Origin of the sequence: Porphyromonas catoniae ATCC 51270, from assembly GCF_000565015.1 — a bacterium.
Classification (GTDB): domain Bacteria; phylum Bacteroidota; class Bacteroidia; order Bacteroidales; family Porphyromonadaceae; genus Porphyromonas; species Porphyromonas catoniae.
Genome location: NZ_JDFF01000024.1, coordinates 66,695 through 81,047, shown reverse-complemented (window position 1 = coordinate 81,047; position 14,353 = coordinate 66,695). Strand labels below are relative to the sequence as shown.

The window sequence follows — 14,353 nt, the reverse complement described above, 5'->3', positions numbered from 1 at the left end:
ACTACACCATTGCCCCTAATGATCTAGGGGCGAGGTGTGGTGAGGTTAGTTTTTCTGTATTTCTGTATCTCTCCTATCTCAGTATAGATGTCTTATCCAGCGACTAATACTCGTCTGCTCATCACTCATCGTGAAGCCGATGAGTCTACGATTATCCTAGCGGAGGGGCTTGCGAATCTCCCTGACTTCCAGGTATACATGACTCGGGAAGGTATCACCTCTGCTGTCGTAGAGCGAGGGGTGACCTACCTGCCCAGTCCCCCAATCACGGGCAAGGTGAACCTATCGGTGTGTCGTCTCCTACGCCGATATATGCGCCTGTACCACCTCACGCACACGTACTCCCCAGGTAGCTCAGGACTATCGAATGCGCTTCTAGCAACGCTGTTCTCCTCGGTAAAGAATATCGCCTACCGAGGTACGGGAGCTCGTATTCGTCGTACAGATCCCACCTACTACCTCGGTATCCTGAACCCTCGGGTGCATCATATTGTCTGTGAGACGGAGCATGTGGCTGCCTACCTACGCACTTTCTTCTCTCCATCTAAGCTCACGGTGGCTACCAAGCCCTTCTCTCTACCTTGGGCTGATGAAGCTCTCCGTTCACCCATTGAGCTGCCCGAGTTGCAGGGGAAATCACTGCGTCTGGTGATGGTCGCCAACAATAGGGGGCGTCCCTTCAAGGGGCTACACACCCTACTAGAAGCCATGCTACTACTTCAGGATGATAGGATCGGACTAACGCTAGTGGGAGACTATGATGAGCAGGAGCAACTCTTCGTCCAGACTAGCCCGATTGCCTCGAATATACTCTTCCTAGGGGAGCGACCAGAGGCTATGCGCTATATGGCTGCCTCTGATGTCTATGTCCTCCCGAGCTGGCGTGATGCCTCCCCACGTGTCGTACGTGAGGCCATGTCGCTGTCTCTCCCCACGATCGTAAGTGACATCCCGGGTAGTAGGGACTTGATCCTTCCGGGTGAGACGGGGCTACTCGTGCCTTCCCAAGATCCCGGAGCCTTGGCCAAGGCCATCCTTTGGATGCTGGAGCACCCTGAGGAGCGAAGGGCTATGGGGCATCTAGGACGGGAGCGTATAGCACGTGACTTCAGTCCCGAGCGTTATATAGAGATATTCGCAGACCTCTTCCGCTCTCTAGCTATCAACCCCTCATAGGACTCCTCTAGACGGGGACTAACGCTGGTATATTCTGCTTTAAAGGTGGTGACTTATACCATTTATGAATCTCCTCCGTTTATCTAGAGTAACAGGATATATGAAGGGCTATGCCCCCAATAACTCAGACTAAGAGCAACAAGATGAAGAAACTATTTGCAATGGTCGTACTCCTCCTCTCTACACTTGGGCTTGGGGCACAAAGCTTGGGGATAAAGGGAGGTCTAGGCTACTCCACACTCAATGGAGGTCAGATGAGCGGTGCCGATATAAAAGGACGTGGGACTTATTATGCCGGTGCTTTCGTTGAGTTCCCAATAACCTTCTTCCTAACCCTACAGCCCGAAGTAATCTATTCCGAGCAGGGAGCTAAGTGGGAAGCAACATACCTAGGACAGAAAGCCTCTCTACAACTTAAGACTAGCTACATCAATATCCCTGCGATGGCTAAGCTCAAGCTTGGGCTTCTCTCCGTCATGGCTGGTCCCCAGCTAGGTTTCCTTGTAGGTACCCCCACCCAAGAGATATCTGTAGGTAACAGTTCAGTAAAGCTCAACAAAGATACCTTTGCCGCGATTGACTTCGGGATAGCCGCTGGGGTCGAGCTCCTTCTTATAAAAGGCGTGTTCATCGACCTTCGTTATACACACGGGCTGATCAACACACTTGATAGGAACAACTCCTCACTGAAGCAACTACAGATTAGCAATAAGAATAACTTCAAAAATGCTATGCTTACCCTCGGTGTAGGTCTCAAGATCTAGTCCTCCCTATAAAGATAGAGATGCCCATCTCACACTGGCACACTAGGCCAACGTGAGGTGGGCTTCCTATTTTATACTTATCGTGGGGTTAGTTTTCCTAGGTTTCTTTTCTATCCAATATAGGTGAGCAAGAGGTATCAATATCTCTGCTGGTGTCTAAAGGGAGGCTTTCTGTTGTACCCCTCGGACTAATATAGGTCTTAGTACTCGCTAAGGTTAGCATTCAGCCTATTCGATTCAAAGCAAGTTACCCCACACTACCCTAGAGGAGGGTATGGGGTATACTCTATCTCGTAATCTGATAGAACCGCTTGTATAGGAAGATCCCCAAGAGGAGGAGACTTATCGGGAAAGAGCTCCATATAGCTGTGAGCCTTAGCCCTATATCCTCAATCCCCAAGAGGAAGCCAAAGATATAAGAGAGCGAAGGGGCAAGTATGAGATGAATAGCACAGGCATAGAGAGTCATACGCTTGACATCCTCCATACCTCTTAGAGCATTCCCATAGATTACTTGTAGAGCATCCCCGGGTTGGTAGAGAGCCATAGGAATCACTGCTACTGAAGTCATCAGTATGACAGCTGGGTCGTCACTAAAGATATACCCGACTTGATGCCTCATGACGAGTAGACCGAGCATGACGACTAGGGCTGTACCCTCTGCGAGAGCTAGGGCTATACCCGCGGTTTGCCTTGCTTGCCTATGGTCACCTATACTATGGGCGCGACTCACAAGTATTGTAGTAGCTGCACCTAGCCCATAATAGATGAGGTAACCAAGTAAGGTCAAGGTAACTAGTATTTGATGTACAGCTAGGGCATCTACACCAAGAGGAGTAATCAGTAGGATAGCAAAGGTCCAAGCCCCGGCCTCTACCCCCATCTGTACCCCAATAGGCAAGCCTAGTCGGAAAAGGCGCTGTATGTAGGGGGTACGCCAGCCTCGCTCTCGGAAGGTTCGGTAAGGAGTCCTAAGATCTCGACTCCGATGCAGGATGTAGATTAAGGCGATGAGCATATAAACTCGTGCAATCAGGGTAGAGAGCCCTGCACCGAAGAGTCCAAGTTCAGGAGCCCCCAGCTCACCGAAGATCAGGAGATAGTTACCTAGTATATTCAGTGTGTTCGAGCTTAGGATAATCCACATTGGCACCCTCGTGCGTCCAATCCCATCGAAGAACTGCTTGAGAGCCCCCGAAGCCATGAAGACGACAAACGAGATGAGCTGTAGGATGAAGTAGGATCGTACTTGGGAGAGGAGATGAGGTGGTAACTTAAACTGCTCCAGCAGGGCATAGATCAAGAGCAGGGCAAGGGTGAGTGCTCCACCCACCCAAAGGTTCAGTAGGCTACTATGCCGTAGCAGGCGTCCTAGACGAGACTGATCTCCTCGTGCAAAGGAGCTTGACACGAGGGGGGTGAGTCCATAGGTGAATCCCATGCCCAGAACGAAGAAGACAGAGAAGATGTTATTGACGAACGAGGCCGAAGCTAAGGCATCCGTATGGTACTTACCGACCATGATATTATCAGCGAAGTTCACCGATATGATACCCAGCTGTCCTAAGATAATAGGTAGCCCTATAGCCAAGAGTTCTCGTAGGGCGTGACGCCTTGCTACCCAATAATTATTCCAAGTGCTCAAGTAGAGTTATTTTGTTCGTTACCTTAATCGACTACAAAAGTACACCATACCACACAGAGATAGAAAGCCTCACATGGCAACCAGTCATCCTGATGCCATGTGAGGCTTACTCGTTTTGCTTTTCGTCCTGAGAGACGACAGAATGTGTTACTTAGCTACACGCTCTAGCCACTTGACCATCGCGAGCATCGTAATCATAGAGGCAGCACATGCCCCAACGAAGACAAGCCAGCACGCCCACAGAGGCACGTTCAGGTAGAGGATACCACCGATGAAGAGTAGGGAGTTCCCCACAGCCGTAGCAGCGAGCCAGCAACCCTGCATCACACCCTGCAGATGAGGAGGAGCAACCTTCGAGACGAAGGAGAGCCCAAGAGGAGAGATGAAGAGCTCAGCCACAGTCAGGATGAAGTACATACCTACCATGACAAAGGGCGTGATACGCATAGCCTCCTTAGCCGTCTCATCCATCGTAGCTAGAGCTTCCTTACCAGGCAGAGCCATAGAGCAAGCCATCAGGAAAATATAGGCCGAAGCAGCGATACCCATACCGATAGCGATCTTACGAGGAGCTGAGGGCTCCTTACCCTTGGCATTGAGTCTACCGAAGATGAACATAACAATCGGGGTGAGTAGCACCACGAAGATGGGGTTTACTGCTTGGAAGATCTCAGCCCCCTTGATCTGGGTAAATCCTAAGTCAATGTTAATCACACTTAGATCTACGTAGTCACGAGCGAAGTAGGTCAGTGAGTACCCATTCTGGTGGAAGGACATCCAGAAGAAGATCACGACTGCGAACACAGCAAAGAGTGCATAGATACGCTGTCTTATCTCAGCTGCATCCATCTTGATTTCCTCCTTGGTAATCTGCTTATCGCCATCCTGTACCACTGTCTTAGTCCCTGGGTTAGGGAAGCGAGACTTGTTCATCACGAAGATAACAAGCGATACAAGGATCATCACGATAGCTGCAGCGAAGGCATAGTGGAAGCCACGGCTAAAGACATCCAGATAGCTATTGACGAAATCTCCAATGTCAGAGAAGGACTGACCTGCTAGGCTAACCTTACCAGAGAGAGCCTGGAGGTTGTCGAGTGCCTGCTGTGGCATCGCTGCACCCTCCTTGAGGTACTGGTGACATAATGCGGGTAGGTCACCGTTGTAGTCGAAGCCATTGGTCTTGAGCCACCAGTTACGTATCCCTACTGCCATGAAGGGAGCGAAGATTCCCCCAACGTTGATGAACATGTAGAAGATCTGGAAGCCAGCGTCACGTACCTTGGAGTAGATAGGGTCGTCATACATCTGACCAACGAGTGCCTGAAGATTTCCCTTGAATAGCCCGTTACCGAAGGCTATGACTCCTAGTCCGAGACAGGAGATAGCGAGGTAGAGACCTAGGCTAGGCACTGGTGTCGGGGTGGGTATGGCGATGATCAGATAGCCAATAGCCATGACGACGAGACCCATGAGGATTGTCCCCTTGTAGTTCTTTGTTCGGTCAGCGATGATCCCCCCTACGAGAGCTAGCAGGTAGATGGAAGCATAGAAGGCCGAGTAGATGTACCCTGTGACGTCCTCTGACAGGCCAAACTTAGCCGAGATGAAGAGCGTCAAGATCGCCATCATGATGTAGAAGCCGAAGCGCTCTCCCATGTTAGCTAGAGAGGCTGCGAGCAATCCCTTAGGATGATTTTTGAACATAGAGTTGGTAAGTTGTTAGGAGGTGAGTATTGTATGTGAGTTAGTGATAAGCAGTTTTATTCCTGACGGATGTCTAGGATAGCCCCCGTACGGATATCGAAGTAAACCGCCGTAGCCTGCCCTTGAGTGAGGTTAAACATCTTTGGAGCGAGAGCTTGCTTTGATCCCAGCTGAGTAAGTGGGAGCTTATCGGAGGCGATGGTGCGCCCCTCATAGCTGAGGGTCACAAGAGCCTGCCCTGGGAGATTATAGACGATACTCCCTTCGAGTTGCTTCTCTTTCTTCTTTTGTTCCTTTTCTGGTAACTCCTCAGTGCGCTCAGTGGCACGGAGAGAGAGGTGTATAGGGGTACCGCTCAGGTCATCCACGCTCTTCATCCCCGACAAGGGTGAGAAACGAGCAAAGACAATATCCGTCACATCCTCAGATGTAGGAGTGTAGGTGAAGATATATTCAATAATTCGCTCCGTGGTATCACCTAAGAAGAGACGCTGTGCCCGATGCTCTTCGCTACGCAAGCGCTCTAGGACAAGGCGCATTGACTCTCCATCCTTAGGCATGTTATCCACAGAGCCAGAGAGGATGTTCATCGTATTCTCCCGCACCTCGTAGAGATAACTCGCTGCGATAGCAGCCTGTTTAGCCTTCGAGCCTGCCTGTACATACTCTCGGGGAAGAGCTGGTTGGGTACGATCTGGTAGAATCTTGGACTTCGTTACCTCGCTATGGGTCTCGGATATGAGCCCCTGACATAGGTCGCCACTCCCGTTGATGGAATAAAGGATACCTCGGTCGGTCAGCTTGACAAAGGGAGCTGTGGTTTTCTTATCGAAGGCAATCAGGTACTCGTGTGACGTATCAGGTACACCAACGACTCGTAGCGTGGAGCTTAGGATCTCATAGGTCGTCTTTACCTCAGGAGTTACCTTACGATTGAGGTACTTGTTGGCATAGCCTGAGAGCTCCCCTGGGGTATAGACACGCTCACGTACGGAGAAGACCGCTTGTATTCTCGTCTCAGGTAGTCGGTAGACGATGCCGTAGTCCGTCTCCTTAGTGACGTCATAGCGTCTAACCTTTGTCTGAGCCTCGAGACCTATATGCACGAGGGTCAGCAACCCGAGTGCACACAGTGATCGTTCTAGTCGAATCATTTATGTGTAATATAATGAGGTAGAGATGTATCTCGTAGGGACAAAGCTACTAAAAAAGCCACGTATCATCAAGCCCTCCCCTAGCCTCCGCTCATTGCACCTCTACCATACCCAATCTACCACTTTATATACAAGCTCTTTAAGCAAGCGAACATGAGTAAAGGTCGTAACCTAATTAACAGCTGTCACTACTCCCCAATCCCTCCTCTTCCGCACGGTATTGAGACCTTGCCCAAAGAGGAAGATATAGATATAAGTCCAAGGTCTTTACTCTCCTACGATTTCTTGCATGCTAAGGGTAAATGATCCCCCTTGCATGGGTCTCCGCATAACCCTTGCTAGCCTTCCATCGGTACCCCTTGCTAGGGTTTCCTTCAAGACCCTTGCTAGGGGTAAACGAAGACGGTTCGATGGAGAAAAGATAAACCCCTTGGGGGTGACCAATCAGCCACCACCAAGGGGTTTCTTCTTTGTTGATATGGGAGCTCTAGAGCTTGCCCTCTGTAGTCTTGAGGATCTCGTCTAGCTTGTCATTGATTGCCTTACCACGTAGGTCTCGAGCAACAATCTTCCCATCAGGAGCGAAGAGGATAATCTGAGGAATACCCTGAATACCATAGAGGTTAGTAGGCTCGTCCTTATTAAGGATCTGAGGCCAGGTAATCTCAAGCTCCTTCATCGCCTTGAGGTGAGCCTCCATTTCATCCCATACAACTGCACCAAGGATAACCAAGCCCTTGTCCGTGTAGGCATCACGTACTTTCTTCAGGTGAGCGATCTCACGCCGGCAGGGACCACACCATGATGCCCAGAAGTCTACCAGCACATAGTGTCCCTTCCCGACATAGTCACTCAGGCGGACAGCCTTGTTACTATCATCTACGCCTGCAAAGTCTACAAATGGCATCCCTGGCTTAGTAGCCTCACGCTGGCGAAGGCTCTCGAGCATCTTCTGGATATCAGTTTGGTTACGTACCAGAGGTTGTGCTTGAGCAATGCAACGCTCCGCCTTGGCTAGATCCATAGTGGTACTACCAAGTAGATCACGCAGCGCCATGAAGCCAATGGCATCATTGGGATGCTCTGCCAGACGAGCCGCATAGCGTGGCTCGAGCTTACCATATAGCTCTTCGATGATGGCATCCTGTGCCTTTTCCTTCTCATCCGCAGAGAGTTTCTCATCCATACGAATAGCCTTCAGTCGGTCAGTGTAAGGCTTTACAAAGGCTTCATCCTCCTCTCTGAGCTTAGCAGATAGGTCATTCAGTGGCGTACCAGTGGCAGCATTCTCATCCATCGGAGCTATGATTGTGCCTTCCTCTGGAATGAGGCTAAGGTAGTATTCCCTAGGTACGTGGAGTGCAGCCTGGAGGTGCTCTTGCACAACGGGACGCTCAATACTGAACTTCCCCCCCTTGATCATAACACTGTCCAGCGCATCCTTGCCATTGACAGTGAGGTAAACCCACTTACCATTGGCGGCACTCGGAGCTGTGCCGAGGATGAGATAGTGACCAGCCTTGTTCTTAGCTACCACAGTAGCCTTGGGAGTCTGTTGCTTGGTTGCCTTCTTACGCTGGGCTACCATAGGGGTAGCCGTCAAGGCAATGAGGGTCACGAGGCCGACCCTTAGCCATGAGTTTGTTTTCATATTAGTGCATCGTTTAATGTTCGGGGAATGGATGAAAGGGAACGACTAAGGTTGTACTTCGATACAAACGACCTTGGGGCTGCGCACCCCAGGTTTTAGCTCACCTTGAAGGAGGTAGATATATCCGGCGTCAAAAGCCACAGCACTCGCCCCTGCTCGCCCAAGAAGACTCGGGATGGGAGAGAGAATACGAAACCAACGGCTAGTGATGGGGGAGAAATAGTAAACGTCACTAGTGAACTGGTACCAAGCCTCAGGGTGGGTCATATAGTCTTCATGCTCTGCTCTTAGTTTCCTTATCTCTGTTTCTGATAACGCCTCCTTATGATGGTTTAGTCTACGTAACCGCTCTAGAGCAGGCTCAAAGACAGCCTTGTGCACCCCTCCCGTAGCAATAAGACCTCCTGCCACTGGGGTTAGTGTGCCACCAGCCCAATAGTCCATGCGCTTCTCCTCTCCACGAGGGAAGAGTCCCGTACGCCAGTGTGGTACCTTCGCTGTGATATCTAGGCTATGGATACCTTGATTTACCGTGGCAGGGTGCTTATCATCGCCAGGGTAGAATCCCCCACTGACGAAAAGTGTATCGTCTACCGAGGCTGCCACAGGCTGTACATAGCCACGAGCATGGGGTAGATCTGGGAGTCTACTCCAGCCTTTGCTTGGATTATCTATGTCGTAGCTCCAGACTGCACTACTGGGCTTACCATCCTGCATACCACCGATGAGGAAGAGACGATGCTCAATAACCGCTCCAGCTGCGTTGCTAATCGTGAAGGGAAGGGGTGCAAGGGGTTTGATTGCTAATGTATTCCCTGCGGACTTAGTTAGCATATAGAAGCCCCGCTCAGCTCCATCATGAGACTCTCCACCTGCGATATAGAGCGTATCACCGAGCTGCATGCTCACACCGTAGGCAAGAGCCTTAGGGAGCTTACCCGCAGCATACCATTGAATACTCCTTCCCTCTGCGGGGGAGCCAAGGAAGACCGCATCATAGTACATCTTCTCTCCCCCCTTAGCAGCTGGAGTGTTGGGGAAGTTCGCTCCACCAGCGAAGCAAATCTGATCTCCTACCCGACCAGCAAAGGCTGCCGACACACCATGTACATCGTAGGCAGGATCACCAAATGTACCCGATACCTCGTAGACCTTAATGTAATCGTTCTGCACGCGATGTACCCCACACGAAGCAAAAGCACCAAGGAGGAGAGCAAGGGGAACGAATAGGGAGCTACACCTGAGTTTCATAGGGTAATATTAGTAGGTTACACGCACCTTGACTATGAGCTTACGTATCGTACCTCCGTCGCCGATCATGGGAGCATGCGCATCCTCAGGGTAGACAATAGCAAATTGCCCAGGTAGGAGATCAACGTAGCTCGTAGGCTCATCATCGTAGAGGATGAAGTCATTCTCCTTGTCAAATGGCCCCTGAGGCTTGCGACAGAGGCTAGCAGGAATCCAACCTATACGCTCCTTCCCCTCGAGTAGCACATGTATATCGAGATAGGTCTCATGCACCTCTAGAGGTTGCTCGGCCTTACTCTTGGTAGTAGGCTCAACGTTATTAATGAAGAGATCGTCACCCCTCAGCTCTATCCGTCCCGTCTCCATATGGAGTAGGTCGTGCGTCTTGATATACTCAAAGACCTCACGAAATAGTGGGTGTAGAGCATCGTAGCGTGCACTGTCCTGTAGGTTACCAAGTATCATGCGTCGTAAATGTATTATAGGTGATGGGAATTACTCTATGTGATAACGGAATCTATTCCATATTATCGGTCGTGGGGCGAAGTACGAGGAGCTGGATGGCTAGGGCTACAAGCACAATAAGACCAAGGAATATAAAGCCTGAATCCAAGCTACCTTCATCCTTCAGCTTCCCCAATACCTGTGTAACCAGCGCACCAGCGAAGACTCCAATCATATTCATAAAGCCATACGCTGTCGCCCGGAGCCGTGCAGGGACAAACTGACATAAGATGGGCATGTTGTTTGCATCAAACATCCCATAGCCAATTCCAAATAGTATACCAGCCGAGACAACTGCCACAACACTATGTCCGTAACCTAGGAGGATGAGCGAGGGTACAGTAAGCGTCAGTCCAATTGCTCCCGTATAGATACGCCCTCGGAGGTTACACTTCACCCAGCGATCGGAGAGCATACCACCGATGAGTACACCTACGAAAGATGAGGCAGCGATGGTAATCGTGGAGAGTGGTCCAGCCTTACTCATCCCGATATCAAGACTCTCAGAGAAGAGTGTAGGGAGCCAATTCTTGGTTGCCCACCCAGGTAGACTTGGTACCGCAAAGCAGATCAATATAGCCCAAAAGGCGATGTTGCTAAAGAGCCAACCGAAGCCCTGCAGGAAGCTCTTGAGCGTAAACCGTTGTGATGTATCTGACTTCACTACAGTACGCTTCTTCGGCACTTCATAGAGGAAGAGAATCAGCACCAGTGCATAGACCATCCCGACAAGCCCAAAGACAAAGAACGTCGTATGCCAGCTAAAAGCAGAGGCAAGGGTAGCCCCAAAGCCCCCAATCGCCTGTCCCATGTATAGCCCAGTCATGTGAATACCCACGGCGAGTGAACGACTCCGTCCCTCGTGGTAGTCAGCTATTAGGGACAGGCCAGCTGGGATATAAAGGGCTTCACTGATTCCCATCAGTGCTCTCAGGATGCGTAGTTGATTGAAATCCTCAGCTACGCCCATAAGGAACGTCACCAGAGACCAAACGAAGATACTACCGACGATGAGCCACTTGCGATTGACACGGTCTGAGATAGCGCCTGCGAATGGACTCACACAGCCATAGATCCAAAGGAATATGGCCATAAGCACACCGAAGCGCTCTGCACTCTGCAGCTCGGTGATATCTATGGCCATCGCATCTTTCATCGTGCTGAGCATTTGCCGATCCATATAGTTCAGTAGGGCGACGACCCACAGTAGACCGACGACGAGCCAGGGATAGAAGGACTTATTTCTAAGGGATTGGAGCATTCTGATATGTAAGTATGTGAATAGCGATTGATATGTATGCTTCGTATGTGCAAAGATAGAAACTTTAGCCACACAATATCTCAGCGAACAGGCATCTTCCACCTTACCTTTCCCTAAAGGGGATAACTAGGGAGGGAAACCACTCATTCATACGCTCCTTTTAGTACCCACGAGTGGGTTTCCCTAGGAACCCACTCGTGCATATCAGGGCAAACCCATGGGTGGGTCTCTCTCGATACCCACGAGTGGGTGCCGAAGGGAATCCATAGGTAGCTACCCAAGTAGCTAGGTAATGCGTACTTCTTAGGCGTATAAATAAGACATAGAACAAAGCAGCATATAGACTGAGGAGGACAGCTCAAAAAGGAGAGAAGAAGGCATATCTTGGGGAGGCATCGAAGGGATACATTGTTAAGCGCAACGCTTTTCGGTATCTTTGTAAAAAAGCTAATAACCTTGGCATGAACGCTAAGGTAGCCCTACTTAGACAGGACGAAAATAAGACATTCATGCATCCAGATACCCCCTGCTCCGTGAGTGGAGCCTCCGTAGCTCGCTTTGCCGACATCGAGATACTACGCTACGAGATACCAGGCTTTGCGAACCTTCCTCTAGAGCGCAAGCTCTTCATCTATCACCTCAGTCGTGCGGCTTTAGCAGGACGAGACATCACCTTCGATCAGAATGGTCGCTATTCGCTCCGATTGAGAGAACTCTTCGAGGGTATCTACCTTCATTACGAAGGAGAACGAGACCATGAGGAGTTCCGTGGAGTAGAGGAATATCTCTTCCGTCTATGGTTTTCCTCTGGGATTCACCACCACTATGGCTCGGAGAAGTTTGAGCCCCAGTTCTCGAGAGCATATCTATGTGGGCTCATTGAAGCGGTGCAGGTAGAGAGGGGGGAGTTGCTATACTTCCATGGACGAGAACTAGAGGAACTTCTTGAGGTCATCTTTAACCCTCACCTTGAGCCACGTCGTACAGTGCAGAGTGGAGAGAAGGACTTACTTCAAGCCTCTTCAGCTAACTTCTATGATCCAGAGGTTACACAGCAGGAGGCAGAGGCCTTCTATCGTGAAGCCTATGAAACACTGACCGAAGAGGAGCGATCTACCCCACCTTCACTCGGCTTGAACAGTCGCCTAGCACGAAGGGAGGACGGTAAGCTCTACGAGCAGACATACCGCATTGGGGGGCTCTATGAAGAAGCACTAAGTCGTATCTCCGCCGAGCTACATGCTGCACTGCCCTATGCCGAGGGAGAGAGGCAGCGAGAGACCATCCTTGCCCTGCTGGACTACTACAAGACGGGAGACCTAGAGGAATACAATAGGTGTATGATCTCTTGGGTAGGTGATACCCAAACGGAGGTGGACTTCATCAATGGCTTCACCGAGGTTTACACCGATCCATTAGGCATGAAAGGGATGTGGGAGAGCCTCGTGCATATCCGCAATCACGAGGCAAGTAAACGTACGGAGAAGCTCTGCCGTGAAGCAGCTTGGTTCGAGAAGCATGCCCCCATCGACGAGCGATTTAAGAAAGAAGAGCCTAGGGGCGTCACGGCAACAGTTGTCTCTGTGGCGATGCTCGCCGGAGATTCTTATCCTGCTACTCCAATTGGTATTAACCTACCGAATGCAGATTGGATAAGAGCAACTCATGGATCAAAGTCTGTGACGATCGATAATATCCACGAAGCCTACCGAGGGGCCTCTCGGCATAGTGGGATGGACGAAGTCTTTATCCCCAATCCCGAGGTGCGAGCATTGCTTGCGAAGTATGACAACCTCACCGATCATCTACATACCGACTTGCATGAGTGCCTGGGGCATGGGTCAGGTAGACTACTTCCTGGCGTCTCAGCCGACGCCCTCGGAGCCTATCACTCCACGCTAGAGGAGGCTAGAGCAGATCTTTTCGCCCTATACTATATGGCTGATGAGAAGCTCATTGAACTAGAGCTTCTACCCAATCATGAGGCGTACAAAGCATGCTACTATCGTTACCTCCTGAATGGATTAGTCACACAGCTCGTACGTATACGTCCTGGACACCAGCTCGAGGAGGCACACATGCGGAATCGGGCACTCATCGCTCGCTATGTACTCGAGCATGGGGAGGCTATCGGTGCTCTAGAGCTACGTGGGCTAGAGCTCATCATACACGACTACGCTGCAATGCGACCCATCATCGGAGAGCTCCTCCGTGAAGTACAGCGTATCAAGAGTACGGGCGACCACGAGGCTGGAAGACAACTCGTAGAGCGATATGCTATTTCTGTCGATCCCGAGCTACATAGAGAGGTATTGACACGCTATACTCAGCTCGGCATTGCTCCCTACAAGGGCTTTGTCAATCCTAGACTAGAGCCCGTCCTTGAGGGAGACAAGATTATTGATGTCATAGCCCATTATGACGAAGGATATGCAGAGCAAATGCTTCGTTACAGCAGGGAGTATAGGACACTCAGCACCGCCCCCATTTCATTAGAGACCCTTCGTCACCCTGAGCCCTCTGACGCTACACTAGAGGCAGCTAAGGAGCTACGGAGTAACCTCCGCCACTCGATGGATGGTCAGGTAGCCTCCTCCATGCGTTCTAAAGGTCTTTACTATGGTATTAACTTCGGACTCACACTCGACTATATCATCCGACTGGCAGAGAAGCAACCTAAGACCGAAGACCTAGCATCATACATCCTCAGCCGAGATGTACGAGAGCTGAAGATCATCGGGCAGTTGATCTACCCACCCGAGTGCATGACCTACGAGAAAGCTACAGAGCTGGCCCTTACCGTATCTTCTAATCCCGAGCTACGAGACTATATTGCTAAGAACCTCTTCGACCGTATACCCGAGTCTACTCACTGGGCTCTTGATTGGTCGCTCTGCTCCAATGTATCAAGCAGGCAGGAGATACTGCCCGTAGCCTTCACGGTCCTCGTTCGCAAGATTACCAAGGGCTTCATAATTCAGCCTCCTGTGTGGCGACAGCGTCTCCTCAATATACTCCTCGACATCCTCTCGGATGGGATGGTTGCCTATCCCACAACACAGCAGCGCACCGCCCTTCTTCTCCTCAAACGATGGGGACGAGAGGATAAGGCTATTCGAGAGCAAATCCTATCATCAGCAAGTCTCTCAAGCTGGCGTAGCAGTGAGAGCCCTGTGCTACGTGAGTTTGCAGATGATATAACCTTTGAGCTAGAGGAATACCCAAGCAACTAACCCACTA

General features: G+C 50.6%; 10 protein-coding genes. 3 read left to right on the top strand and 7 right to left on the bottom strand.

Annotated features, from left to right (window positions below):
• Positions 1-87 precede the first annotated feature (87 nt).
• Positions 88-1,176, top strand: a complete 1,089-nt coding sequence (locus HMPREF0636_RS06670) for a glycosyltransferase family 4 protein (RefSeq protein ID WP_044169318.1) — start codon at positions 88-90, stop codon at positions 1,174-1,176.
• A gap of 143 nt (positions 1,177-1,319) precedes the next feature.
• Positions 1,320-1,940 carry a porin family protein gene (locus HMPREF0636_RS06665; RefSeq protein ID WP_044169539.1) on the top strand — a complete coding sequence of 207 codons (621 nt, stop codon included), beginning with the start codon at positions 1,320-1,322 and terminating at the stop codon, positions 1,938-1,940.
• A gap of 286 nt (positions 1,941-2,226) precedes the next feature.
• On the opposite strand, the gene HMPREF0636_RS06660 is transcribed toward HMPREF0636_RS06665, so the two are convergent.
• From HMPREF0636_RS06660 to HMPREF0636_RS06630, 7 genes are all read right to left on the bottom strand, one after another.
• Positions 2,227-3,585, bottom strand: coding sequence for an MATE family efflux transporter (locus HMPREF0636_RS06660; protein WP_044169317.1), 1,359 nt, complete (start codon positions 3,583-3,585; stop codon positions 2,227-2,229).
• A 147-nt stretch (positions 3,586-3,732) separates the two neighbouring features.
• Positions 3,733-5,292, bottom strand: a complete 1,560-nt coding sequence (locus HMPREF0636_RS06655) for a peptide MFS transporter (RefSeq protein WP_044169316.1) — start codon at positions 5,290-5,292, stop codon at positions 3,733-3,735.
• A 56-nt stretch (positions 5,293-5,348) separates the two neighbouring features.
• Entirely contained in the window at positions 5,349-6,446 is a 1,098-nt protein-coding gene (locus tag HMPREF0636_RS06650; RefSeq protein WP_044169315.1) for a DUF4831 family protein, read from the bottom strand.
• A 487-nt stretch (positions 6,447-6,933) separates the two neighbouring features.
• Entirely contained in the window at positions 6,934-8,097 is a 1,164-nt protein-coding gene (locus HMPREF0636_RS06645; protein ID WP_044169314.1) for a TlpA disulfide reductase family protein, read from the bottom strand.
• Between the two features lie 45 nt (positions 8,098-8,142).
• Positions 8,143-9,348 (bottom strand): hypothetical protein, encoded by a 1,206-nt coding sequence (locus HMPREF0636_RS06640; protein WP_044169313.1) that lies wholly within the window; start codon positions 9,346-9,348, stop codon positions 8,143-8,145.
• A 9-nt stretch (positions 9,349-9,357) separates the two neighbouring features.
• Positions 9,358-9,813, bottom strand: a complete 456-nt coding sequence (locus HMPREF0636_RS06635) for a NanQ anomerase/TabA/YiaL family protein (protein WP_044169312.1) — start codon at positions 9,811-9,813, stop codon at positions 9,358-9,360.
• A 52-nt stretch (positions 9,814-9,865) separates the two neighbouring features.
• Positions 9,866-11,113, bottom strand: coding sequence for an MFS transporter (locus tag HMPREF0636_RS06630; protein WP_044169310.1), 1,248 nt, complete (start codon positions 11,111-11,113; stop codon positions 9,866-9,868).
• Positions 11,114-11,574: 461 nt separating this feature from the next.
• On the opposite strand from HMPREF0636_RS06630, the gene HMPREF0636_RS06625 reads away from it, so the two are divergent.
• The gene (locus tag HMPREF0636_RS06625; protein WP_081748423.1) at positions 11,575-14,346 is read left to right on the top strand and encodes a dipeptidyl-peptidase 3 family protein; all 2,772 of its coding nucleotides are present in this window, start codon (positions 11,575-11,577) and stop codon (positions 14,344-14,346) included.
• Positions 14,347-14,353 lie beyond the last annotated feature (7 nt).